Below are 23,197 nucleotides of genomic sequence, written 5' to 3'. Positions count from 1 at the left end.
CGTTCAGCCGACGAGGTGGCCGTACGCTGAGGAAGGGTTGTCCATTTCGTGAACTAGCAGCCTGCTATCGCCTTTGTGGCGAATTTCCAGGGCCGGTGAACGCTCAGCCGAGCTGGTAGTTGACGTGCGCGGACCAGTGCGCGAAGCCCAGCCGCTCGTAGAGCGCCACAGCGGCGGTGTTGCTCTCGTCCACGTAGAGCATCACCCGGTCCAGCCCGCGCTCGTCGCGCAGGTGGGTCAGGCCGGCGGCGGTGAGCACCCGGCCCAGCCCGCCCCGGTGCGCGGTGGGGTCGACGCCGAGCACGTACACCTCGCCGATGCGGGCCGAGCCCTGCCGCTCGTGCACCTTGGTCCAGTGGAAGCCGAGCAGCCGCCCGGTGGCGGAGTCGACGGCGAGCAGGAACCCGGCTCTGTCGAACCACGGCTCGGCGATGCGGACGCGCAGGTCGTCGAGCGTCCACTTGCCCTGCTCGGGGTGCTGGGCGAAGGCGGCGTTGTTCACCGCCAGCCAGGCCTCGTCGTCCTCCCCGGGGCGGAACGCGCGCAGTGTCACGCCCTCCGGTACGACAGGTGCCGGCATGTCGGCGGTGAGCGGGCGGCGCATCTGCCAGAGCACCCGCGCCCGGGAGAAGCCCAGGTCGACGGCCAGCGCGGCGGCCGACGGGTGGTCACCGTGCGCCCAGGCGCGCAGCGGCCCGGGAGCGGCGGTCACCACGGCACGGGCCAGTGCCCGGCCGGAGCCGCGCCGCCGGTACGCGGGGTGCACGACCATCTCCACGCCGACGCCGTCGGCCGGGGCGGTGGTGTCGAGGTGCGCGTACCCGGTGAGGGTGCCCTCGCTGGTGCGGGCGGTGAGGTGCACGGCGGGCGCCTCGGGGTCGCGCAGCCGCAGCAGCACGTGCTCGTCGAGCGGGTCGGCGCCGTCGGCGTCACCGGCGGCGCGGGCCAGCGCGAGCACCTCGGCGACCTCGTCCGGCGTCAGCCGGTCCGGCCGGTCGATCCCGTCCGGCGTCAGCCGGTCCGCCCAGGCGATCCCGTCGGCGGGCCCACGCGTCGGCTCGGTGCTGCTCATCTGAGTCACGGTAGCGCTCGGCGGGCCGCGGTTCGCGTCCGACGACGACGGTGATCGGTGGCGCTCGTCACGGGCTGCCGACGGGCAGCGGCTCCAGATCGAACCGGGCCAGCAGTTCGGGCAGGAGTTGCTGCAACGCGCTGACCGTGCCGGACCGGTCCCCGCCCGCGTCGTGCATGAGCACTATCGCGCCGGGCCCCATCTGCGAGCGGACCATCGCCTCGATGGTGGTGGCGCCCGGCGCCTTCCAGTCCGACGGGTCCACGCTCCAGTGCAGCGGGGTGAGGTCCAGGTCGGCGCAGGCCGACATGACGGACGGCGTCCAGGCCCCGCCGGGCTGGCGGTAGTACGTGATCCGCGCGTCCGGCGCGGCGGCCAGGATCGCGTCGTTCGTGCGCAGCAGGTCGGCGCGGATCGTCGCCGGGGACCGCTTGCCCAGGTTGACGTCGTGGTTCCAGGAGTGGTTGCACAGCGTGTGGCCCTCGGCCACGATCGAGCGCACCAGATCCGGGTGGGCCTCGACGTTCTCGCCGACGACGCAGAACGTCGCCCGTACGCCGTACTGGGCCAGCAGCGCGAGCACCTGCGGGGTCCAGCGGGGATCGGGGCCGTCGTCGAAGGTCAGCGCGACCCGGGACGAGCCGGTGGCGAGCATGGCGCCGTACGGGCCGTCGCCGTCGGGCGGGACGGGAGCGGCGTCCGGCGCGGCGTCGGGGCTCGGCCGGGGGCTGGTCGTGCTGCCGGGGAAGTCGGTGCTGGGTGGCTGCTCGCCGTAGCGCGGCCCGGTGAGCGTGGTGGCGACTCCGGCGGCCGACGGGTGCGGGTCCGGCACCAGGCTGCGGCCCAGCACGAAGGCCGAACCGAGCAGGCCGGCCAGTACGACTGTCACGAGCCCGGCGGCGCGCAGCGTCGAGGCCCGCATCAGCGGCACCGGCCGTTCGTCGCCCCCGTGTTCACCGCGCGCACCGTCGCCCCCCTTAGCCCGACAATTACGGCAGCCAGGATATGGCTGACCGATCGGGCAAAAAGGGCATACGCGAAAAATGCCCTCTAGCGGGGTGGGGCGGAGGCGGTCAGACAGGCAGCGGGGCGGGCTCCGGCTCCGGCAGCGAGCGCGACGGCGGTACGACGAACTTGTAGCCCACCTGGCGGACGGTGCCGATCATCGACTCGTACTCCGAGCCGAGCTTGGCGCGCAGCCGCCGCACGTGCACGTCCACCGTCCGGGTGCCGCCGAAGTAGTCGTAGCCCCAGACCTCACGCAGCAACTGGTCCCGGGTGAACACCCGCCCCGGGTGCTGGGCCAGGAACTTCAACAGCTCGAACTCCTTGTACGTGAGGTCGAGCGGCCGGCCCTTCAGCTTGGCGGCGTACGTGTCCGGGTCGATGTTCAGCTCGCCGGCCCGGATCGAGCCGCCGGCGCCGGCGGTGGCGTTGCTGAGCCGGCCCACAGCGAGCCGCAGTCGCGCCTCCACCTCGGCCGGCCCGGCGCCGGCCAGGATCACGTCGTCGACGCCCCAGTCCGCGTTCAGCGCGATCAGGCCCGCCTCGGTGACGACCGCGACGAGCGGTACGCCGAGCCCGGTGGCGTGCAGCATCCGGCAGGTGGCCCGCGCCTCGCTCAGCTCGGAGCGGGCGTCCACCAGGACGGCGTCCGGCGTCGGGCCGGAGACCAGCGTGCGGACGTCACGGGGTGCGGTGCGGACCGAGTGGGGCAGCAGGTCGAGTGCCGGCAACACCGCCGACGGCTCACCGGCCCGCGCGGTCACGAGCAGCAGGAGCTCCACGATCACCTCCGTCCCGGCGGCCTTCCGGCCGCGCGCGACCAGCGACACGCCCGGCGACGGGCGGCACTGTGAACTTGCGTGGGTCCCGGCGTCGTCGACGGGCGGGTAACGGCCTGAGCGTAACCGATGGACCGGGCGTCACCTTCGCGCGATTTACCGTTTGCCCCTTCTGCCCTCGATCGCGGCGCAGGTTTTAACGTCGCCGAAACCGGGACCTCCGCCGAGCCGCCCGGGTCTGGCACGATCGGGGCGTGTTTCCCTCCACCTCGCGCGACACCGGCCGTGACCCGTGGACCGACGAGCCGCCCACCGGCGCGTCCGCCCCCGTCCGTGGCTACCCGCCCGCCCCGCGCACCGGCCCCGCGGACGAGGAGGGCGACCGGCCGGAACGCAAGGGCCCGCGCCGGCTGCGCAAGGGCGGGCCCGGCCGGCGTCCCGACGACGAGTCCGACGAGGAGCCCGAGGAGGAGGTGCCGCCGGTCCCGGTCCGCCGCCCGCTGGCGCTCACCGTGGCCGGCTTCGCCGCGCTGCTCGGCGTCGGCCTGGTGCTCGGCGCGCAGACCTCGGGCCCGGGGCACCGGCTGCCGTTCGCCGCGATCATCTTCGGCGTCCAGCTGCTGTTCGTGCTGGCCTGGACGATGGCCATGCGGCCGCCCGCGCTGCTCGTCGTCGCGCTCGTCAGCGCCGCGACGGCGGTGATCGCCGACGTCGCCGCCGTGCGGTCGGACATCGCCGGCCTGGCCCCGCTCGGCTACGCCGCGCTCGCCGGGCTCCTGCTCGCCGTACTGGGCCAGCTCGTGCGGCGGGTGGACCGGGTCCGGCTGACCGACTCGCTCGGCGGCACCCTGCTCATCGTGGTCGGGGTGGTCTCCTTCGCCACGCTCGTGGTGCTCAGCCGGATCCCCAAGGGCACCCAGGCGATCACGGTCTGCCTCACCGCCGCCGGGGTGGCGTTGCTCGTCGCCCGGCTCACCGACGCGGTCGCGCCGTGGCCCCGGCTCGCCCCGCAGGTGCCACGCGGCGCGGCCGGCGTGGTCGTCGGCGCCATGCTCGGCACGCTCACCAGCGCCGTGCTCGGCAGCTACCTGGTCGGTTTCACCCCGACCAGCGCCGCCCTGGTCGGGGTGGTCAGCGCGGCCACCGCCGTCCTGGCCGACCTCGCCGTGGGGTACGCCGAGGCGGGCCGGCTGATGGCCGGTGAACCGCCGACGATGTGGGTGGCCCGGCACATGCAGGGGCCGCTGGGCGGGTTCGCGCTGGCCGCGCCCGCCGCGTACGCCATGTGCGTGCTGTTCCTGTGACGCGGTTGGGGAGGATCCGCCTCGGGTAAGTACGGTTGCGCCGCGAGGCGCGGTGACGGCGGCGAGGACGGGAGGCGGCGTGGCAGAGGCGTATCCGGCGGAGGGCCGACCCCGGCGACGGGGCCGGAAGGTGCTGATCGGCTTCCTCGTCCTGCTGCTGGTGCTGGCCGGGCTGCTCGTGGTCGCCGACCGGGTCGCCGCCGGCGTGGCCGAGCGCGCCATCGCCGACCAGGTCCGGCAGGAGATCGCCAAGCAGGACGCGCAGTCCGCCGCGCCGCAGGTCGAGGTGGGTGGCTTCCCGTTCCTCACCCAGGTGCTCGACGGCCGGTACGAGCGCATCTCGATCCAGCTCACCGACGTACACGGTGACGTGCAGGGCGACGCGGTCGAGGTGCCGAAGCTGGACGTGGACGCGCGCAACGTGACCGCTTCGCTGGACACGCTGCGCTCCGGCCGGGGCGACGTGGTGGCCGAGAGCGTGGACGGGCGGGGCACCGTCACCTACGAGAGCCTGGCCAAGCTGCTGGACCGTCCCGGGCTGACGCTGGGCGAGCGCAACGGCAAGCTCGCCGTCACCGCCCCGGTGGACGTCCTCGGCATCAAGCTCACCGTCAACGGCACCGCCGACGTCACGGTGGCCGGCAACAAGGTGGCGCTGCGCTTCAACGACCTCACCGCGGACGGCCTGCCGAACGTGCCGCTGGCGCGTGCCGCGCTGACCCGGTACGCGCAGGGCATCTCGATCGACGTGCCGCTGCCGGAGCTGCCGTTCCAGCTCAACCTGCGCAAGGTGGAGCCGAAGCCGGAGGGCCTGGTGGTCACGGCGGACGCGGCGAACGTGCCCATCAACTCCGCGGGCTGAAAGCCGCACGCGGCCGGTCCGGGGAGCGGTCCGGCCGTCCCGGATGCTGGTCGGCCTGGTGGCACCTGTCGCCTCGGCTGGTAATCTCCCTGCCCATGGGGACCCACCTCACCAAACGGCGCGCGGTCGACCTGTGCCGCGTGGCCACCTGCCTGTGTCGCCCCGTCATCTGACGGCGGGGCTGTCTCCGGCCGCCTGAACGGCGGCCACCAGGGTCCACGAACCTTCCCCGGTTCCCCCTCCTCAACGCCCGGCAGCGGCGCCGTCGCACGTACCCGTGATCCGTTCCTAGCTCAGGGTCCGCGTGTGGTGCGACAACCATCGACATCGATATCCACGCGCAGGCTCACCAAACCATCCTCACCAGGGAGTGATCTGATGAGTCGCGACACCGCACTCGTCTCGGCCGAGTGGGCCGAGAAGAACCTCGGCGCCCCGGGCGTCGTCTTCGTCGAGGTCGACGAGGACACCTCGGCCTACGACACCGGGCACATCGCCGGCGCCGTCAAGCTCGACTGGCGTACCGACCTGCAGGACCAGGTCCGCCGGGACTTCGTCAACAAGAGCCAGTTCGAGGCACTGCTGTCCGACCGGGGCATCGCCAACGACGACACCGTGATCCTGTACGGCGGCAACAACAACTGGTTCGCCGCGTACGCGTACTGGTACTTCAAGCTCTACGGCCACGGCGACGTCAAGCTGCTCGACGGCGGCCGCAAGAAGTGGGAGCTGGACGCCCGTCCGCTCGTCACCGACGTGGTGGAGCGGCCGAAGACGCAGTACGTCGCGCAGGAGCCGGACACCTCGATCCGCGCGTTCCGCGACGAGGTGGTCGACGCGATCGGCACCAAGAACCTGGTCGACGTGCGCAGCCCCGACGAGTACGCGGGCCGCCTGCTCGCCCCCGCCCACCTGCCGCAGGAGCAGGCGCAGCGGGCCGGCCACATCCCGACCGCGATCAGCGTCCCCTGGTCCAAGGCGGCGAACGAGGACGGCACGTTCAAGTCCGACGACGAGCTGCGCAAGATCTACGCCGACGCCGGGCTGGACGACGGCAAGGAGACGATCGCGTACTGCCGGATCGGCGAGCGCTCCTCGCACAGCTGGTTCGTGCTCCAGGAGCTGCTCGGGCACCGCAACGTGAAGAACTACGACGGTTCCTGGACCGAGTACGGCTCGCTCGTCGGCGTGCCGGTGGCGCTCGGCGACGAGCCGGGGGAGGCCTGATGACCGCCGCCTCCGCCGCCTCCGCCGCCTCGACGGCTGCCGCCGGCTGCGCCGCACCGGACCAGTCCGCCCCCCTCCCGGCGAGCCTGGACCTGGAGAAGGAGACCGTCATCACCGGCCGTGTGCTGGCCGAGTCCGGTGAGGTCGTGCCGGGCGCGTACGTGCGCCTGCTCGACTCGACAGGCGAGTTCACCGCCGAGGTGGTGACGTCGGCGGCCGGGCAGTTCCGGTTCTTCGCCGCGCCGGGTTCGTGGACGCTGCGGGCGCTGTCCCGCCACGGCAACGGCGACACCGCCGTGGCAGCGGCCCGCGGGATCAACGAGGTGACCGTCTCGGTCGCCGCCTGACCCACGCTGGAGATCGTGGCCCGCCACCCCACCCGGGTGGCGGGCCACGAGCCGTTCCGGCGACTGTGCGCCTCGACAGTGGCTGGCAGGCTGGAGGGCGGTGCGCCCCGGACGCGCCGGAGGGGGATCAGGTGCCCGACGACGATGCCGCTGCCCACGCCCGCCGCTATCTGATCGATTTCATCGACGGCAACCGGGGCGAGGAGATCGCCCGCGAACTCCAGCGCGCCGACGGGTCCGGCCGGTCGCGCCCGTTCGACGTCTCGGTGGCCAGCCTCGACACCGACCTGTCGTTCCTGACCAAACGGGCCACGCTCGTCACGGCCAAGCTGGTCCTCTCCCAGCCGGGCGGCGAGCGCTGCTATCTGGCCCACCGGGAGATCTGCAAGAGGTGCGGCAAGGATCCGGATCACTGCGAGCCGCGCTGCCGGTACGAGGACATCCGGATCGACGAGCTCTACGCCGAATGTGACGACCTGGACCGCCTCGGCGCGTACCTGCGGGACTGCGCGCCGCTGCTGGAGCTGGGTCAGCTCGTCTACTTCCCGCAGACCTTCCGCCGCAGCCACCTGGAGTCGCGCGCGCCGGACGCCCAGTCCACCTCCTCGCCGTTCGACACCATGGGCCGGATCGAGCTGGGCGACAACCCGGACCGCACGCTCGACCTGATCGTCAAAGGGCACCGGGTCGTCGACGTGCCGAGCGGGGATCCGGTGAAGGCGCGGCTGGTGACCCCGCTGCTCCAGCTCGACCTGCCGATGATCGAGGGCACCTCGCTGCGGGACTACTGCGCCATCCTGACCCAGGAGGGCGACGCGCTCGCCGCGACCCAGGCGTACCTGCGGGGCCGGATGCTGGAGGTCGACACCGATCCGGATCGGGCGCTGGTGCAGCTCGCGAAGCTCGACGCGGAGATCCAGGAGGGGGGTGCGGGCGGCCCGGGCCGAGGTCGCCCGGGTGTCCCGGCGCTCGGCCGTACAGGCCGCCGGCGCGGCGGTGGCGACTGTCGCGGCGACCCTGGTGGCGGTCGAGGGCACCCATCTGGCGCCGGTGCTCGGCATGCTGGGCGCGGGTGGCTTCTTCTCCGCCGTGCTCGCCGCCGACCAGTACGCCGACCGTCGCGGCGAGCTGCGGCAGCGTCCCTTCTACCTGCTGTGGCTGCTGTCCCGCCGGTCGGTGCCGGCCTGAGCGAGGTGCCGAGGCGCGGCCGGGCGGCTCGCCCGTCCGTGACACCATTGCCGGGTGACTGCCGTCGAGACGGGTTACGCCCCGCCCACCCCGCCCGGCCGGCCCGGCCCCGGCGGCCGACGCCGGCTGCGCTGGCTGGCGGTCGCCACCGTGGCGTGGGCCGTGCTGCTCGCCGGACTGACCTGGTGGTCGGTACGCACCGACGCGCCGACTGTCAAGGAACAGCGCTCGCTGGACCAGGCCGGCCCGGTGGTGGACCGGGCGATCGGTGAGCTGGCCGCCGCGGCCGGCACTGCGGGCGTACCGGCGCTCCTGCCGGACCGGCTCGAGCGCGGCTGCCGGATCACGCCGATGGACGACGGCGCGACGCTGGAGCGCGGCGTCGAGGTGGCGATCGGCGGCGACGACGTACGCGAGGTGCTGCGCGGCATCGCCGACCGGCTGCCGCCGGGCTGGCGGGCCGGCGTGTCGACGCTCGACGGCGAGCCGCTGCTGCGCGCCGACGCGGGCGAGTTCGTGACGGTCGAGGGCCGGGCCGGTGGCCCGGGCCGGGTGCTGCTCACCGCCGACACCGGCTGCCGCCCGGCGGGCTCCGGCTACCGGGCTCCGTCCGCCGACGCCGCCGCCGAGTCGGCCGTGCTGGCGTCGGCGCTGGGCCGCTGGGGCGGCGCGACCGGGCCGGTCCAGGTGCTGGCCGCGCCCTGCCCGGGTGGCGGGACCGTCCGCACGGCCCGGTCCGAGGCCGCGGTGCCGGCCGACCGACCGCTGGCCGCCGCGTTCGGCGGCGGCGCCGCGCCGGTGGTGGACTCGGCCGACGCGTACGCACGCCCGGGCGACCCGGCGGTGCTGGCGCTGCGGGCCGGTGAGCGGGTCCGGGTGGCGGTCACCACGCCCTGCCGGGCCTGACGTCAGCCGCCGGGCAGGGTGAGCGCCGGTGGCGACGGCTGTTCCTCGTGCGGCTCCCGGCTGCGGCCCAGCGCGTCCACCCGGCCCCAGCGGCCCGGAATGTCGAGCAGTTCCACCCGGCCCATCCCGGGCGGCACGGCCGGGTCGATGATCAGGTGATCGCCCTGCGGTTCCAGTCCCAGGATCACCCGGAGCAGCAGCAGCGGCGTGCCGGCGGACCACGCCTGCGGGCTGCACGCGGTGGGGTACTCCACCGGGTAGTCGGTGAGGCCGCGCTCGTAGCCGGCGAACACCTCGGGCAGCCGCCCGTCGAAGTAGTGCGACGCGCTGAGCAGAGCGTCGCAGATCCGGCCGGCCTGCTGGCGGAAGCCGTACCGCCACAGGCCCCAGGCGATGATCGAGTTGTCGAACGGCCACACCGTGCCGACGTGGTAGCCGACCGGGTTGTACCGGCCCTGGTCGTCGGCGAGCGTCCGCACACCCCACCCGGAGAACAGGCGTGGGCCGAGCAGATGGGCGGCGACGGCGGGGGCGCGGGCCTCGTCGACGATGCCGCTCCACAGCAGGTGACCGATGTTGGAGGTGAGCGCGTCCACCTGGCGGCCCAGCGGGTCGAGCGCCAGCGCGTAGTACTCGCGGTCCGGGATCCAGAAGTCGCGGTTGAACCGTTCCTTCAGCGCCGCCGCCTCGTGTTCCAGCCGGTCGGCGTACGTCGGGTCGTTCCAGTACGTGCGGGCCAGGCGGGCGCCGCGCAGCTTCGCGTCGTACGCGTACCCCTGGAGTTCGCACGTGGCCCGGGGGAACTCGGGCATCCGCCCGTCGGCGTAGGAGATGGCGTCCGGCGAGTCCTTCCAGCACTGGTTCGGCAGGCCGGTCTCCGGGTTCCGCGACATGTACCAGACGTAACCGGTGCCGAGCAGGTCGCCGTACGTGTCCAGCCAGGTCAGCGCCGCCCGCGTCTCGTGCTCCAGCTTGCGCACCAGGTCGGCGTCGCCGGTCCACCGCTCGTACTCGTCGAGCAGGATCACGAACAGCGCCGTGGTGTCGGCGGCGCCGTAGTACGGCGAGTGCGGCTGCTCCTCGAAGCCGGCGGTCTCGCCGTAGCGCAGCTCGTGCAGGATCTTGCCGGGCTCCTCGTCCCGGAAGTCGTCGACCCGGCTGCCCTGGAGTCCGGCGAGCATGACGATCGTGGGCTTGACCATCTCGGGCAGGAACGGCAGCACCTGCAGCGAGGTGAAGATGCTGTCCCGGCCGAACAGCGTCATGAACCAGGGCAGGCCGGCGGCGAGCAACCGGACGCCGAGCGTGATCGACTCGTATCGGAGCGCGGCCAGGTCGTTGAGGCTGCGCCGGTACGCCCCGGCCAGCGGCTCGCAGTCGCAGCCGAGCTTCGGCGCCCGGCTGATCAGAGCGCTCTGTTCCGCCTCGATGTCGGCCGCCGTCCGCTGGCCGCCCAGCGGCAGGATGGCCCGGATGTCCTCGCCCCGGGCGCCGTAGATGACTGTGTCGATGTGCAGCCGGGTGGTCCACTCGCCGTGCGGGCCGACCCGGATCCGGAACGTCATCCCGCTCTCGTCGACCTCGGCCGGCGCGCTGCTGGTCACCATCGTCTCGCGGTGGAACGCCTGCCGGCGGTAGGTCAGCCGCAGCGCGTTCGTCTCCACGCTGGGCGTGGTGGTGCCCTTCTTGTCCCGCTTGTGCTTGATCTCGAAGAGGTCGGCGAAGTCGGAGCCGATCTCCAGCCGGAGCCGGAACTCCATCTCCTGCTCGGAGTGGTTGAGCACTGTCAGTTCCTCGTCCATGCTGCCGCCGATCGCGCGGCTGCGGATCACCGAGACCTTCGCGTCCAGGTAGTGCGTCGGCTCGCCGGGGACCAGGAAGAACCGCGTCTTGTACGACAGTGAGTCGTCGATGGAGAGCGCGTGCAGGGGTTCCCCGTCGAGGGTGAGGATCCAGGTGGAGAGGAACCGGGTGTCGAAGGAGAACAGCCCGGTGGGGAAGTCGTACGACGGCTGGATGTTGCCGCGATCGTCGCTGACCAGGAACGTGTTGCCGTCGAGGATGCTGACCCGCTCCTTCACGCCAGCCGCCGGACGTGGTCGCGGGCGGCGTCCCGCGGATCCCGTACGTCGGGCCGGGTCGGCAGGAACCGGCGGAACGCCAGGAACAGCACGACGTGCCCGCTGAACGTGGCCTCGTTGCGCAGCACCGCGGCCATGCCGGCCTCGCGGCCGGTGACCAGCTTCTCGAACAGTTCGGTGGAGAGGGTCAGCACGCCGTCCGCCTGCCGTTGCTCCTCCCGGCTCACCTGGGCCGATCCGGGGGCCAGCGTCACGTACCAGTGCTCGGTCCGGTTGCCGTCGGCCAGGTCGATCTGAAGCGTGCCGCCGATCGGGCTGTTCAGCACCGCCGCGGCGCGCGCCGGTAGCGACGCGAAGAACTGTTGGATCGCCTCACTCACGTTCACATGGTAGGCGTAATCCGGACATGTCGGGTCAGGATCGGCTCACCGGTCAGAGTGGACGACCCGGGCGGGTCGCTCAGTAGACGAGCGCCTGCGCGCCCTCGGTCATCGCCTCCTCGACGAACACCGCGGCGCCCGCGATGCGTACGCCGGGGATGACGTCGCCCGGGCCGATGTCCCGCCGGGCCGCGCACTGGGTGCAGGCGGTCACCCGGCCCGTGGTCAGGACCACGTGCAGCAGTTCGCCGAGCGGCGCGGAGTGCGGCAGCTCGAACGTCTCCGCCCGCCCGGGGAGTGCGAACCAGGTGGACTCGCCGGTGAGCCAGAGCGACACGTCCACCCCGGCCGCGGCTGCGGTGGAGGCGACTGTGAACGCCTGGGCGCAGCGTTCCGGGGAGTCCGCGCCGGCGGTGGCCTTGACGACGAGAGTGCGCGCCATGACGCCAGCATAGGATGGCCCGGATGGTTACCGAGATCGGGTTCGTCAGCCTGCTGGTCGCCGGCCTGGGCGCGCTCGCGGGTGGCCTGGTCTATGTCGCAGTGCGAATCGCTAGAGGTAGATGGTGAGCGCGAGGAGTGAGCCGGTTTTGCGAGCCCCGCAGTCGCGAACGAAGGTGGCGCTGTGAATAGTGAGAATCCGCTTCAGCCGCCGTGGCTGAACGCGCCGCCGGTCGAGGAGTACCCGTACGAGGAGAGCCACGACCTGCGCGTCGGCCCGAAGCTGCACCCGAGCCTGGACGGCCTGCTGCCGTACATCGGGGTCTGGCGCGGCCGGGGCCGGGGTGGGTTCCCGACGATCGAGGACTTCGACTACGCGCAGGAGATCCGGATCAGCCACGACGGCCGGCCGTTCCTGTTCTACGAGTCCCGGGCGTGGATCCTGGACGAGCAGAGCCGCCCGGTCCGTCCCGCCGGCCGTGAGGTGGGCTGGTGGCGTCCGGTGCTCGACGGTGAGCGGGTGACGGACGAGCTGGAGGCGCTGATGACCACGCCGACCGGCGTGATGGAGCTGCACATCGGCAAGCGCAAGGGCACCCAGATCGAGTTCGCCACCGACGCGGTCGTGCGTACCGCCACGGCGAAGGAGGTCACCGCCGGGGCCCGGCTGTTCGGCATCGTCGAGGGCGCCCTGCTGTACGCGCAGGAGATGGCCGCGGTGGGCCAGCCCCTGAGCCCGCACCTCTCCGCCCGCCTCACTCGGGTAGCCGGCTGACCCTGCCCTGCCCTGCCCCTGCGCATGATCGCGTCGATCATGAGGTTGGCGGCGACGAATCGGACAACGAACGCCGCCAACTTCATGATCGACCGAGTGGGGGCCGGGGAAAGTTCAGGAGAGCTTGCAGGTGCGGGGTCAGGGGGGAACCCGGGCGAGGGGTTCCGTCCAGGGCCGTGACCTCCACCGGGCCGCGCAGCGAACTGGTCAGCCAGATGGCCTCGGCCTCGTGCAGGTCGGCGACGGTGGGCAGGTGCTCGGCTGCGGTCAGGCCCAGCTCACCTGCGCGTTCCAGCAGGTGGTTCGCGGTCACGCCGGGCAGGATGCCGGTCGGTGCCGCCGGCACCGTGAGGAGACGGCCGCCGCGCAGCCACACCACGTTGGCTGTGGGCCCCTCTAGCACGTAGCCGTCGGTCGAGACCCAGAGCACGTCGCCCACGCCGGTCCGCTGCGCCCAGCGCCGGGCGGCGGTGCTGAGCGCGTACGAGGTGGACTTCACACCGCTCGGCAGCCACCCCAGCTCCGGGCGGGACCGGGCGGCCACCCCGAGCGGCAGAGTGGCCACCGTCACCCCGTCCCGCCGGGCCGCCCGGGCGGACTCCGGCACCCCGCCCAGCGTGGCGTACACCGTGGGCGGCCCACCGCCCTCCGGTCCCCGCGTGCAGACCAGCCGCAACGCGCCCTCGGTCTGCGCGGGCCAGCCGGCGCGCACGCTGTCCAGCAGCTCGACGAGCGCGGCGTCAGGGGGCAGCGGCAGGTCGATCGCCGCCGCGCCGGCCCGCAGCCGGGCCAGGTGCGGCTCCAGCAGCCAGGGGCGGCCGTCGCGCAGGTGCAGCGTCTCGAACAGGCCGTCGCCGTGCAGGACACCCCGGTCGTCGCCGCGCAGCACCGGCTCACCCGCCGGTACGAGCCCCCGGCCGAGCACCGCCACCCGTGTCGTACCCACTGGCGCAGCGTAGTGGCGTACCCCCGGCGGCGGACCGGCCGGCGCGGCGGCCGAACTATGATCGAAGGGTGTCCGAATCCTCCCTCGCGGAAATGCTCCGCTCGCGCGGGCTGCGGCTGACGGCGCAGCGGCAGCTGGTGCTCCAGGCCGTCCTGGATCTGGGGCACGCCACCCCGGAGCAGGTGCACACAGCGGTCCGCGAGGTCGCGGCCGGAGTCAACATCACCACCATCTACCGCACGCTGGAGCTGCTGGAACGGCTCGGCCTGGTGACGCACACGCACCTGTCGCACGGTTCGCCGACCTACCACGCGGCGGGTGAGCACCAGCACGTGCACCTGGTGTGCCGGGAGTGCGGGGCGATCGACGAGATCGCCCCCGAGATGCTCCGCCCGCTCGCCGACCAACTGGCCGAGCAGCGCGGATTCCAGGTCGACATCGGGCACGTCGCGCTCTTCGGGGTCTGCGGCCGCTGCGCACAGGACGGGGAACGCGCATGATCGACATCGCGGGCGCGGTGACCACCGACGCCATCGACGACCAGACCCGGGACCAGCCGGAACCGGCCCACCGGGCGGCCGGGGTCGGCCCGGTGGCCGCCCACTACGGCGACCCGATGCGCGAGCAGCGGCTCCTGGCCACCGGCGTGGGCCTGGTCGACCGCTCGCACCGGGGCGTGGTCGCGGTCCCCGGCGAGGAGCGGATCAGCTGGCTGCACACGCTCACCAGCCAGCACCTGGCCGCGCTGGCCCCCTGGCAGGGCACCGAGTTGCTGGTGCTCTCCCCGCACGGGCACGTCGAGCAGCACGCGATGGTCGCCGACGACGGCGAGACCACCTGGCTCGACACCGAGCCGGGGATGACCGAGGGCCTGCTGTCGTACCTGGAGAAGATGCGGTTCTTCAGCAGGGTCGACCCGCGCGACGCCACCGCCGACCACGCACTGCTGTCGCTCGTCGGGCCGGAGGCGCCCGGCGCGCTCGACACCCTCGGCGTCACCGGGCTGGCCGCTCCCGACGTAGCAGCGGTGCCGGGTCCGAAGTTCCGTTCCGGCGTGCTGCCCGCGCGGCCGTCAGCGGTGTACGACGTCAAGCCGCTGCCGGTCGGCGGCTGGGCCCGGCGGGTGGCGCTCGGCGTCGACCTGCTCGTGCCCCGGGCCGCCATGGACGGGGTGGTGGCGGAACTGCGCGGCGCCGGGGTGCCGGTGGCCGGGCTGTGGGCGTACGAGGCGATCCGGGTGGCCGCCAAGCGGGCCCGGGCCGGGGTGGACACCGACCACCGGACGATTCCGGCCGAGGTGGACCTGATCGCCCCGGCCGTGCACCTGGACAAGGGCTGCTACCGGGGGCAGGAGACGGTCGCCCGGGTGCACAACCTCGGCAAGCCGCCCCGCCGGCTCGTCCTGCTGCACCTGGACGGCGTGGCGAGCGACCAGCCGCCGGTGGCCGGCACGCCGGTGACGCTCGACGGCCGGACGGTCGGCTTCGTGGGCACCGCCGTGCAGCACTACGAGCTGGGTCAGGTGGCGCTCGCCGTGCTGAAGCGCAACACGCCCGACGACGCCCGCCTGCTCGTCGGCGAGAGCGCCGCCGCCATCGATGTGTAAGGAAGGGCCCCCTATTAACGCCTCCGGTAGAGGAAGGGTCCCTTCTTAACGCCGCCCGCACCGGAAATCCTCCGGTCGACCCGGCGTCGGGCACCGGTCTAGGATCCGGGGCATGACGACAGGGACGTTGATCACGGTTGCCCCCACCGGCGCGGAGTCGGCGAAGGCGGAGGTACCGGCGCTGCCGGTGACGCTCGACGAGCTGCTGGTGACCGCCAAGGAGTGCGAGGCGCTCGGCGCCGCCGTGATCCACGTCCACATCCGTGACGACGACGCGCGGCCCACGCTCGACCAGGGGCGGCTGCGCGACACGGTGGCGGCGCTGCGGGAGAGCACCGACCTGATCGTGCAGCTCTCCTCCGGCGGCGCGGTGACCGACCCGGAGTCGGCCCGGCTGGCGGTGCTCGACGCCGCGCCGGACATGGCCTCCTGCACCATGGGCACCGTCAACTTCGGCGACGACGTGTTCCTCAACCGGTGGGAGTTCATCGTCGACCTGCACACCCGGATGCAGGAGCGGGGCGTCGTCCCCGAGTACGAGATCTTCGACCTGGGCCACCTCACCGCCCTGCAGCGGCTGCTCGGCAAGTACGGCCTGCCCCACGGCGGGCACGTGCACGTCGACTTCGTGATGGGCGTACCGGGTGGCATGCCCGGCACCACGGCCACCCTTGTCGCGGCCCAGCAGATGCTGCGCGACCTGCCCGAGGGCACCACGTTCGCGGCCACCGGCATCGGGCGCAGCACCATCCCGGTGATGCTGGCCTCGCTGTCGACCGGTGGTCACCTGCGGGTCGGCATGGAGGACACGGTCACGTACGCCAAGGGCCGCCCGGTGGAGTCCAACATGCAGCTCGTCGCGCGGGCGGTGGGCTTCGCCCAGCTCGCTCAGCGGCCCCCGCTGACCACCGCCGAGGCCCGTACGCTGCTCGGCGTCCCGGCTACCGTCCGGTAAGCGGCGCACCCCGCTCCGACCCCGTACCGCCCCGGTCGACGTCGCAGGTCACCCCGCCGCCGACCGGGTCCGTCCCCTCGGTACCGTCCATACCGTGGGAAAAACGTACGAGGGCGGCGTGCCGCTCGCCGAGGTGGTCCGGTCCGGCTTCGTGGAGGGCGTCCACCGGGGTTCCGTGGTGGTGCTCGACGCCGCCGGTGAGCCGGTCGCCGGGGCCGGTGACGTCACCTCGCCGATCTTCCCCCGCTCGTCGAGCAAGCCGATGCAGGCGATCGGCATGCTCCGGGCCGGCCTGCCGCTCACCGACCCGGCCGACATCGCGCTCGTCGCGGCCAGCCACGCCGGCGAGGAGTTCCACGTCGAGCGGGTGACAGCGCTGCTGCGCGACGCCGGCCTGACCGAGGACGCGTTGCACTGCCCGCCGGACCTGCCGTTCGGCGAGGCCGCCCGGGAGGCGGTGCTGCGCGCCGGCGGCGGCCCGGCCCGGGTGCTGATGAACTGCTCCGGCAAGCACGCCGGCATGGTGCGCACCTGCCTGGCCGCGGGCTGGCCGCTGGACGGCTACTGGCGGCCCGAGCACCCGCTCCAGCAGTGCCTGACCGCCACGATCGAGGAGTTCACCGGCGAGCGGGCGGCGGCGGTCGGGGTGGACGGCTGCGGCGCGCCGGTGCTCGCCGTCTCGCTGACCGGGCTGGCGCGGGCGTTCCTGCGGCTGGTCGAGGCCGAGCCGGGCACCGTCGAGCGGACGGTGGCGGACGCGATGCGGGCGTACCCGGAGCTTGTCGGCGGCACCCAGGCGGAGGACACGCGGCTGATGCGCGGCGTACCCGGTCTGCTCGCCAAGATCGGCGCGGAGGGTGTGATCGCGGCGGCGATCCCGGAGGTCGGCGCCGTGGCCCTGAAGATCGACGACGGCGCCGCGAGGGCCCGCACACCCGTCCTGGTGTCCGCCCTGGCCGGCCTGGACGTGCGCGCCCCCATCCTCACCGAGTACGCCGAGTCACCCCTGCTGGGCGGCGGCCTCCCGGTAGGAGCCGTCCGACCCCTCTGGTAACCCCGCCCCCGCCCGCCACCCCCCGCGATCTTGCACTTACCGCCCAGCCGAAACGCGCATTCCAGGCGCACCGGGGGCCGCAAGTGCAAGATCAACGCGGCGACGGGGGGGAGGGGGTCAGGGGAGGAAGGGCAGGAGGGCGGCGTTCGTCTCGGTGGGGCGCTCCAAGGGGAGCAGGTGGGCCGCGCCGGGGACGTCCGGCATGCGTACGCCCTGGGGGGCCTCGTCGGCGATGCGGTCGGCCAGGCGCCGGATGTCGGCCAGGTCGTCGGCGCCGGTGCCCACAAGCACCGGTACGCGCAGCTCGCCGAGCCGGTCGATGGCCGGCGGGTCCAGTTCGCCCACCTCGATCGCGCTCAGCGCCTGCTCGGCGGCGAGCGCCCGGCGGTCCATCTCCTCGGCGAACCGGATCAGCTCCGGGTCGACGTCCTCGGGGCGGCGGGTCGGGCCGACCACCCAGAACCGCACCTCACCGGCGGCTGTGGCGGCGAAGTCCGCCGGGTCCACGTCGCCGACCAGTTCCTCCCAGAGCTGCTCGGTCTCCTCGGACCACTCGTTGCCGGAGACCGGGGCGCCGAAGAGTGCCAGCGCCGAGACCCGCTCCGGGTGGGCGAGCGCGGTGTCCACCGCGACCCGGCCGCCGAACGAGCAGCCGACGAGCGCAGCCCGCTCGACGCCCAGCGCGTCGAGCAGTCCGACCACGTCGTCGTGGTGGGCGAACGGCGTGGGCGGCAGCTCCGACTCGCCGTAGCCGCGCAGGTCCAGCGCGATCACCCGGTGCCGCTGCGCGAGCGCCGGGATCTGCCCGCGCCACATCCGCCGGTCGGCGATGCCGGCGTGCAGCAGCACCACGGCGGTGCCGGTGCCGCTCTCGTCGTACGCGAGCTGGGCACCGTTGATATCGATCTTGGTCACGGGGGAGAACGGTACGGACCGGACATGGCCTCCGCAACCCACCGTCGGTGACCCTGCTAACTCTGGCTAGCGTTTTGCTTGCAGGAGTTAGCGGACCGAGCTAGCGTTGAGTCATGGCCACCAGCAAGGACCTTCCCGATGTCGGCGGGTTCATTCGCGACCTGCGGCGCAACGCGAAGATCTCACTGCGCCAGCTCGCCGAGCAGGCGGGCGTCAGCAATCCCTACCTGAGCCAGATTGAGCGCGGGCTGCGCAAGCCGAGTGCCGAGGTGCTCCAGCAGCTCGCCAGCGCGCTTCGTGTCTCCACCCCGGCGATGTACCTGCGTGCCGGACTGCTGGACGACAAGGAGGGCCAGGGCGTGCTCGCGGCGATCGCCGTCGACCCCGAGCTGACCATGGCCCAGAAGCAGTCGCTCACCCAGATCTACGAGACGTTCCGGCGCGAGAACGCCCGCCTGGCCGAGGCTACCGAGGCGGCCACGACGGCGGAGACGGCCGCCACGGCCGAGAAGGCCGGCGCGACCGAGCCGGCCTCCGCGCCGGAGGCCCCGGCGACGGTGGCGGCGGCCGCGACCGGTCCGGTCACGCCGGAGGGCACGCCGACCGAGGCGGTCCTCGAATCGGTAGCCGTCACCGAAGCGGGTGCCGCGCCCGCCCCGACCACCGCGCCCGCCCCGACCACCGCCGCCCCGCAGGACACGACCGCCCGCCGGGCGGCCCGGAAGGCCGCCGGTGCGGCCGAAGAGGAGCAGTCATGACCACCCAGCCGAAGACCAACCGCATCCCCGCACCCCTCTACGCCGCCGCCGGTGCCGGTGAGCTGGCCCTGGAGCAGCTGCGCAAGCTGCCCACCGTGGTCAGCGGCCTCGGCACCCGGGTGGTGACCGACCTCGGCGGCAAGGCCGTCGTCACCGGCTTCGAGCTGCGCCAGAAGGCCACCGAGACGCTGAAGACCGCCAACCAGACCGCCACCGGGCTGCGCGAGCGCGCCGTCGCCACCGACCTCGACCAGCTCCGCGAGGCGGCCAACCTGGAGAAGCTCCGCGAGGCGGCGAACCTGGAGAAGCTGCGCGAGGCCGCCAACCTGGACAAGCTCCGCGAGGCCGCCACCCGCAACGCCGCCGTCGTGGTGGCCGGGGCGCACGCCGCGCAGGAGCGCGCACTGGCCGCGTACGCCGAGCTGGTCGCCCGCGGTGAGCGCGTCGTCGGCGCCGGCGTGCTGGAGGCCGCCGACACGGTGAACGCCGACATCGAGGCCACCGAGGCCACCGGCGTCGACGTGGCCCCGAAGACCGAGATCACCCCGAAGCCGGCGACCGCGCCGAAGGCCGCCGCGACGACCGAGGTGCCCAGCCCGGCCGAGGTGGCCGAGGCGGTGGCCGCCAAGCCGGCCGCGGTGAAGCGCACCCGCGCCACCAAGGCGACCGCCACCAAGGCGACCGCCACCAAGGCCGTCGCCAAGACGACCGTCACCAAGGCGACCAAGCCGGCCACCCCGTCGGCGAAGCTGCCGAAGGCCGCGAAGCGGACCCGCCCGGCCGCCGAGTGACCTGATGCTCCACCGGACCCCGGACAACGTCTTGTCGGACGTTTCCGGGGTCTCGGCATAAGCTTGCCCCCATGGCCATCGCCGCGCCGATCTTCGCGTTCGCAGTCCAAGACGTGATCCAGCTGATCCTGCTCGTCTTCGCCCTGGTCGTACAGGGAGTGGCGCTGGTGCACGCGGTCACCCAGCGCGGCGACGGTTTCGCCGCGCTCGGCACGCTGCCCAAGGGCGGCTGGGTCGCCATCCTGGCGGTCTGCCTGCTGCTGACCCTGCTCGGTTTCGGCCCGATCAGCCTGTTCGGACTGATCGGCATCGCCGCCGGTCTGATCTACCTGCTCGACGTGCGGCCCGGCTTGCGGGATCTGCACGACGGCCGAGGGTCCTGGTGAGAGGTTTCCGCTGGCCTCCGCCGCCGGACGGCGGTCCCCGCACCTGGGGGCCCGGCCCCGGCGCGCCCCGGACCGGGCGTCCCGCGCTGCCCGAGCCGGAGACGGAGCTGGTCGCCACCCCGCACGGGGTGAGCCTGGAACGGCTTGTCACCGGCACCGGTGACCCGGTCACCGTGTTCGCGCACGGGCTGGGCAGTGGCATCGCCACCACCCGCCCGTTCGGCAGCGGCGTCGTCGGGCGGCGCATCTTCTTCCAGTTCCGCGGGCACGGCCGCTCCGACTCCCCGCCCGGGCCGTGGAGCTACCTGGACCTCGCCCGTGACCTGCGCGCCGTCGCAGACCTGAGTGGTGCGACCCGGGCGTTCGGCGCCAGTCTCGGCGCGGGCGCGCTCTGCCGGTTGCTCGCGGAGAGCCCGGAACGCTTCGAGCGACTCGTCTTCTTCCTGCCCGCCGTGCTGGACACACCTCGCGGTGAGGTGGCCCGCGCCCGGCTCACCGGCCTGCTCGACGCGGTGGCCGAGGGCGACGCCTCGGCACTGGCCGACGCGGTGTCGCTGGAACTGCCGCCGTCGGTGCGCAACACCCCGGCCGGGTGGGCGTACCTGCGGCAACGACTCGACCAGTTGCTGCGCGACGGGCTCGCGCCGGGGCTGGCCGACCTGCCCGCCCAGGCCCCGCTCGACGACGCCGGGTCGCTCGCCGCGGTCACCGCGCCGGCCCTGGTCATCGCCGCCGCCGAGGACGACCTGCACCCGGTCGCCGTCGCCGAACGGCTCGCCGCCGCGCTGCCGAACGCCACACTGCACGTGTACGACAGGCCCGGCGTGCTCTGGACCGAGCGCGCCGACCTGCGGGAGCGCCTCTCGGAGTTCCTGAACGGGTAACGTCGCCGTCCATGGGCGTCACACACCACGGCCGTACCCACCGGCTCGACCTCGCGGACCCGACCCTGCGCGAGTGGACCTGCCGGGTGCTGGCGGCCGATCCCGAGCAGGGCATCGTGCTGGACCGGTCCGCGTTCTACCCCGGCGGCGGCGGGCAGCCGCCGGATCACGGGGTGCTGCTCTGGCAGGGCGTACAGACCCGGATCGTCGGCACCCGCAAGGGCGACGACCTGTGGCTGATCCCAGCCGAGGGCGATCCGGTGCCGCCGGTCGGCACCGAGGTGGCCGGCGCGGTGGAGGACGCCCGCCGGACCATGCTGATGCGTACCCACTCCGGGCTGCACGTGCTCTGCGGCGTGGTGTTCCGCGACTTCGGCGCGCTCGTCACGGGCGGCAACATGGAGCCGGGCGAGGCGCGGATGGACTTCAACCTCCCCGAGGTGCCGCCGGACTTCAAGGCCCGCATCGAGGAGCTGGTGAACGCCGAGGTGGCCGCCGACCGGTCGGTGGCCGTGCGGGTGCTGCCGCGCGCCGAGGCGCTCGCGCTGCCGGACATCATCCGTACCCAGTCGAACCTGATCCCGCCGGAGGAGCAGGAGGTGCGGATCGTCGACATCGTCGGGCTGGACGTGCAGGCCGACGGCGGCACGCACGTCGCCTCCACCGCCCAGATCGGCAAGGTCCAGGTGGTCAAGGTGGAGAGCAAGGGGCGGGCCAACCGCCGGGTACGCGTGCGCCTGGCGGACTGAGTCAGCCGGGCGCGCGCCGGGACCGCAGCGCGCGTGCCTTCTGCCGGTTGCCGCAGCGCTCCATGGCGCACCAGCGGCGCTGCCCCGGCCGCGAGGTGTCCACGAAGACCAGATAGCAGTCGTGCGCGCCGCACTCCCGGATCCGGTCCGCGTACGGGCCGGTGAGCAGGTCGACCGCGTCCCGGGCGAACGTCGCGACGACCTGCGCGCCGGTCAGCGGCGTACGCCAGGACCGGCTGCCGTCGGAGCCGGCCTGCGGGCTCAGCGGCAGCCCGGCCGCGGCGTCGTTCACCACCGTCAGGTCCGCGGCGGGCGGGGCCTCGTCTCGGGTACGCGCCTGCGCCACCCGCCAGAGCGCGTCGCGCAGCCGGCGGGCGGCGGCCAGGTCGTCCGTGCCGACGGTGACGGTGGCGGGGTCCAGGCGCAGCCGGGACACGGCCAGCCAGCCCGCGAGGTCGTCCGGCCGGTGCAGCACCTCGTAGCGGGCGAACGCGCCCGGACCGCCGGTGGTCAGCAGTTCCAGGCAGAGCGCGCCCGGGTCGAAGCGGTATCTCGTGCCTTCAGGACTGATCAGGGTGAGTCCGCTTGCGCCGTTCGTCACGTAACCACTATAACTGGTTACACCAGCTGACCACGGAGGACACATGGCGCGGGACTGGAAACTCGTCATCGACTGTGCCGACCCGATCGGGCTGGCCCGCTTCTGGGCCGAGGCGCTCGGCTACCAGGTCGAGGACAACAGCGTGCTGATCGAGCGGCTGGCCGCCGCCGGTGCGGTGCCGCCGGAGGCGTACGTCGAGGTGGACGGCCGCAAGGCATGGCGCGAGCTGGCGGCGGTACGCCACCCGGACGACCCGGTCGACCCGGCCAGCGGCACCGGGCTGGGCCGGCGGTTCCTGTTCCAGGCCGTCCCCGAACCCAAGCGGGTGAAGAATCGCCTCCACGTCGACCTGCACGTCGGTCCGGACGGGCGGGCGGCCGAGGTGAAGCGGCTGACCGCGCTCGGCGCGACGGTGCTGGCCGAGGTCGCCGACCGGGGCAGCGCGCACACCACGATGGCAGACCCGGAGGGCAACGAGTTCGACGTGCAGTGACCGCTCAGCGCGGCAGGTACGCCGCCCGGACGGCGAGCAGCCACCGTTCCACTGTCTCCTCGTCCGGGCGCTCCGGCAGCGGCGAACGGGTCCGGTCGAACTCCGCCTCGGCGGCCGCCACCAGGGCCTGCGCCTCGTCCAGCGCGCCACCGGCGACCCGTTCGCCGAACGCGCGGAACCACTCCGGGTCGGCGAGGCGGATCTCCAGCACGCCTGTCGCGTACAGCGCCCGGCCCTGGTGCAGCAGCCGCGCCAGGTGCCGGGCGTGCTTCGCCGAGCGACGCCGCCCACCGGCGTCGGCGGGCCGGCCGGCGAGCTTGCGGAACTGCTGCGAGGCGTACCCGAGGTAGGCGTCGCGGACCCGGGACGCGCTGAGGAACGCAGACCGGATCGCGATCAGCTCCTCGCCGAACCCGGTACGTGTCTCGTAGCAGTCGTCGGGCAGCCACATCAGCTCGGTGGCGGTCGGATTGCCGCTGAGCGCCAGCAGCGCGTACTTGCGGGCCTCGTGCAGCGTGACGTCCGGGTCGGTGGTCACCACCGACTCGCGCGGCGGGCGCAGGCCGTGGAACGCGACAGTGGGCGCGGCGAACACGCCGATCCGGTCGGTGTCCGAGCCGGGACCGGCCAGCCCGTACGCGACCGAGCCGACGATCCCGGACAGCAGCAGGTGCATACCGGTGATGATCGCC

29 protein-coding genes are annotated in these 23,197 nt (G+C 73.5%); 19 read left to right on the top strand and 10 right to left on the bottom strand.

Annotation, left to right across the window (positions count from 1 at the left end):
* Window positions 1-103 precede the first annotated feature (103 nt).
* The 3 genes from mshD to NMK34_RS28200 all read right to left on the bottom strand — a co-directional run bounded on the left by mshD (window position 104) and on the right by NMK34_RS28200 (window position 2,865).
* A complete protein-coding gene (mshD, locus tag NMK34_RS28210; protein ID WP_318335868.1) occupies window positions 104-1,072 on the bottom strand; it encodes a mycothiol synthase in 969 nt (322 codons plus the stop codon).
* Between the two features lie 67 nt (window positions 1,073-1,139).
* On the bottom strand, window positions 1,140-1,994 hold the full coding sequence (locus tag NMK34_RS28205) for a polysaccharide deacetylase family protein (protein ID WP_318336445.1): 855 nt from the start codon (window positions 1,992-1,994) through the stop codon (window positions 1,140-1,142).
* A 151-nt stretch (window positions 1,995-2,145) separates the two neighbouring features.
* Entirely contained in the window at window positions 2,146-2,865 is a 720-nt protein-coding gene (locus NMK34_RS28200; protein ID WP_176739763.1) for a winged-helix domain-containing protein, read from the bottom strand.
* 245 nt (window positions 2,866-3,110) lie between these two features.
* On the opposite strand from NMK34_RS28200, the gene NMK34_RS28195 reads away from it, so the two are divergent.
* From NMK34_RS28195 to NMK34_RS28165, 7 genes are all read left to right on the top strand, one after another.
* Window positions 3,111-4,160 carry a hypothetical protein gene (locus NMK34_RS28195; RefSeq protein WP_318335867.1) on the top strand — a complete coding sequence of 350 codons (1,050 nt, stop codon included), beginning with the start codon at window positions 3,111-3,113 and terminating at the stop codon, window positions 4,158-4,160.
* A 79-nt stretch (window positions 4,161-4,239) separates the two neighbouring features.
* Window positions 4,240-5,022: a DUF2993 domain-containing protein gene (locus NMK34_RS28190; RefSeq protein ID WP_318335866.1), complete on the top strand. Its 783-nt coding sequence runs from the start codon at window positions 4,240-4,242 to the stop codon at window positions 5,020-5,022.
* 95 nt (window positions 5,023-5,117) lie between these two features.
* A complete protein-coding gene (locus tag NMK34_RS28185; protein ID WP_310503780.1) occupies window positions 5,118-5,195 on the top strand; it encodes an Ms5788A family Cys-rich leader peptide in 78 nt (25 codons plus the stop codon).
* Between the two features lie 205 nt (window positions 5,196-5,400).
* On the top strand, window positions 5,401-6,249 hold the full coding sequence (locus NMK34_RS28180) for a sulfurtransferase (RefSeq protein WP_318335865.1): 849 nt from the start codon (window positions 5,401-5,403) through the stop codon (window positions 6,247-6,249).
* Entirely contained in the window at window positions 6,249-6,596 is a 348-nt protein-coding gene (locus NMK34_RS28175; RefSeq protein WP_318335864.1) for a DUF1416 domain-containing protein, read from the top strand. Before NMK34_RS28180 ends, NMK34_RS28175 begins: the two co-directional genes overlap by 1 nt.
* Before the next feature lie 927 nt (window positions 6,597-7,523).
* Window positions 7,524-7,784 (top strand): hypothetical protein, encoded by a 261-nt coding sequence (locus NMK34_RS28170; RefSeq protein WP_318335863.1) that lies wholly within the window; start codon window positions 7,524-7,526, stop codon window positions 7,782-7,784.
* A 54-nt stretch (window positions 7,785-7,838) separates the two neighbouring features.
* Window positions 7,839-8,690 (top strand): hypothetical protein, encoded by an 852-nt coding sequence (locus NMK34_RS28165; protein WP_318335862.1) that lies wholly within the window; start codon window positions 7,839-7,841, stop codon window positions 8,688-8,690.
* A 2-nt stretch (window positions 8,691-8,692) separates the two neighbouring features.
* Here NMK34_RS28165 and NMK34_RS28160 read toward each other — a convergent pair whose 3' ends face one another.
* The 3 genes from NMK34_RS28160 to NMK34_RS28150 all read right to left on the bottom strand — a co-directional run bounded on the left by NMK34_RS28160 (window position 8,693) and on the right by NMK34_RS28150 (window position 11,593).
* On the bottom strand, window positions 8,693-10,771 hold the full coding sequence (locus tag NMK34_RS28160) for a glycogen debranching N-terminal domain-containing protein (protein ID WP_318335861.1): 2,079 nt from the start codon (window positions 10,769-10,771) through the stop codon (window positions 8,693-8,695).
* Complete coding sequence (locus NMK34_RS28155) at window positions 10,768-11,157, bottom strand: SCP2 sterol-binding domain-containing protein (RefSeq protein WP_013475109.1); 390 nt, start codon at window positions 11,155-11,157, stop codon at window positions 10,768-10,770. The genes NMK34_RS28160 and NMK34_RS28155 overlap by 4 nt, the downstream gene beginning before the upstream one ends.
* 73 nt (window positions 11,158-11,230) lie before the next feature.
* Window positions 11,231-11,593, bottom strand: coding sequence for a DsrE family protein (locus NMK34_RS28150; RefSeq protein WP_013288814.1), 363 nt, complete (start codon window positions 11,591-11,593; stop codon window positions 11,231-11,233).
* 23 nt (window positions 11,594-11,616) lie between these two features.
* On the opposite strand from NMK34_RS28150, the gene mtfM reads away from it, so the two are divergent.
* Together mtfM and NMK34_RS28140 are read left to right on the top strand one after the other, a co-directional pair.
* The gene (gene mtfM / locus NMK34_RS28145; RefSeq protein ID WP_013475110.1) at window positions 11,617-11,721 is read left to right on the top strand and encodes a small membrane protein MtfM; all 105 of its coding nucleotides are present in this window, start codon (window positions 11,617-11,619) and stop codon (window positions 11,719-11,721) included.
* A 55-nt stretch (window positions 11,722-11,776) separates the two neighbouring features.
* Window positions 11,777-12,367, top strand: coding sequence for an FABP family protein (locus NMK34_RS28140; protein ID WP_026268511.1), 591 nt, complete (start codon window positions 11,777-11,779; stop codon window positions 12,365-12,367).
* A gap of 82 nt (window positions 12,368-12,449) precedes the next feature.
* On the opposite strand, the gene NMK34_RS28135 is transcribed toward NMK34_RS28140, so the two are convergent.
* A complete protein-coding gene (locus NMK34_RS28135; RefSeq protein ID WP_318335860.1) occupies window positions 12,450-13,313 on the bottom strand; it encodes an aminotransferase class IV in 864 nt (287 codons plus the stop codon).
* A gap of 92 nt (window positions 13,314-13,405) precedes the next feature.
* On the opposite strand from NMK34_RS28135, the gene NMK34_RS28130 reads away from it, so the two are divergent.
* The 4 genes from NMK34_RS28130 to NMK34_RS28115 all read left to right on the top strand — a co-directional run bounded on the left by NMK34_RS28130 (window position 13,406) and on the right by NMK34_RS28115 (window position 16,928).
* Complete coding sequence (locus NMK34_RS28130; RefSeq protein WP_318336444.1) at window positions 13,406-13,813, top strand: Fur family transcriptional regulator; 408 nt, start codon at window positions 13,406-13,408, stop codon at window positions 13,811-13,813.
* Window positions 13,810-14,919: a folate-binding protein gene (locus NMK34_RS28125; protein ID WP_318335859.1), complete on the top strand. Its 1,110-nt coding sequence runs from the start codon at window positions 13,810-13,812 to the stop codon at window positions 14,917-14,919. The genes NMK34_RS28130 and NMK34_RS28125 overlap by 4 nt, the downstream gene beginning before the upstream one ends.
* 112 nt (window positions 14,920-15,031) lie before the next feature.
* Window positions 15,032-15,874 (top strand): 3-keto-5-aminohexanoate cleavage protein, encoded by an 843-nt coding sequence (locus tag NMK34_RS28120; RefSeq protein ID WP_318335858.1) that lies wholly within the window; start codon window positions 15,032-15,034, stop codon window positions 15,872-15,874.
* Between the two features lie 94 nt (window positions 15,875-15,968).
* Entirely contained in the window at window positions 15,969-16,928 is a 960-nt protein-coding gene (locus tag NMK34_RS28115; RefSeq protein WP_318335857.1) for an asparaginase, read from the top strand.
* A gap of 117 nt (window positions 16,929-17,045) precedes the next feature.
* Here the strand turns inward: NMK34_RS28115 and NMK34_RS28110 are convergent, their stop codons facing one another.
* Window positions 17,046-17,843, bottom strand: a complete 798-nt coding sequence (locus NMK34_RS28110) for an alpha/beta hydrolase (protein WP_318335856.1) — start codon at window positions 17,841-17,843, stop codon at window positions 17,046-17,048.
* Between the two features lie 113 nt (window positions 17,844-17,956).
* Here NMK34_RS28110 and NMK34_RS28105 point away from each other — a divergent pair, with 113 nt between their 5' ends.
* The 5 genes from NMK34_RS28105 to NMK34_RS28085 all read left to right on the top strand — a co-directional run bounded on the left by NMK34_RS28105 (window position 17,957) and on the right by NMK34_RS28085 (window position 21,411).
* Entirely contained in the window at window positions 17,957-18,601 is a 645-nt protein-coding gene (locus NMK34_RS28105) for a helix-turn-helix transcriptional regulator (RefSeq protein WP_318335855.1), read from the top strand.
* A complete protein-coding gene (locus NMK34_RS28100; protein ID WP_318335854.1) occupies window positions 18,598-19,392 on the top strand; it encodes a hypothetical protein in 795 nt (264 codons plus the stop codon). Before NMK34_RS28105 ends, NMK34_RS28100 begins: the two co-directional genes overlap by 4 nt.
* 71 nt (window positions 19,393-19,463) lie before the next feature.
* Entirely contained in the window at window positions 19,464-19,778 is a 315-nt protein-coding gene (locus NMK34_RS28095; protein ID WP_013288803.1) for a DUF2516 family protein, read from the top strand.
* Window positions 19,775-20,662, top strand: a complete 888-nt coding sequence (locus NMK34_RS28090; protein WP_318335853.1) for an alpha/beta hydrolase — start codon at window positions 19,775-19,777, stop codon at window positions 20,660-20,662. The genes NMK34_RS28095 and NMK34_RS28090 overlap by 4 nt, the downstream gene beginning before the upstream one ends.
* Window positions 20,663-20,673: 11 nt before the next feature.
* Entirely contained in the window at window positions 20,674-21,411 is a 738-nt protein-coding gene (locus tag NMK34_RS28085; protein WP_318335852.1) for an alanyl-tRNA editing protein, read from the top strand.
* A gap of 1 nt (window position 21,412) precedes the next feature.
* On the opposite strand, the gene NMK34_RS28080 is transcribed toward NMK34_RS28085, so the two are convergent.
* Entirely contained in the window at window positions 21,413-22,012 is a 600-nt protein-coding gene (locus NMK34_RS28080; protein WP_318335851.1) for a CGNR zinc finger domain-containing protein, read from the bottom strand.
* Window positions 22,013-22,055: 43 nt separating this feature from the next.
* On the opposite strand from NMK34_RS28080, the gene NMK34_RS28075 reads away from it, so the two are divergent.
* Complete coding sequence (locus NMK34_RS28075) at window positions 22,056-22,505, top strand: VOC family protein (protein WP_318335850.1); 450 nt, start codon at window positions 22,056-22,058, stop codon at window positions 22,503-22,505.
* A 4-nt stretch (window positions 22,506-22,509) separates the two neighbouring features.
* Here NMK34_RS28075 and NMK34_RS28070 read toward each other — a convergent pair whose 3' ends face one another.
* Window positions 22,510-23,181 (bottom strand): DNA polymerase beta superfamily protein, encoded by a 672-nt coding sequence (locus NMK34_RS28070; protein ID WP_318335849.1) that lies wholly within the window; start codon window positions 23,179-23,181, stop codon window positions 22,510-22,512.
* Window positions 23,182-23,197 lie beyond the last annotated feature (16 nt).

The organism is Micromonospora sp. BRA006-A, from assembly GCF_033433935.1.
In the GTDB taxonomy this organism is placed as follows: Bacteria; Actinomycetota; Actinomycetes; order Mycobacteriales; family Micromonosporaceae; genus Micromonospora; species Micromonospora aurantiaca.
This window is presented reverse-complemented; position numbering and strand designations above follow the sequence as displayed.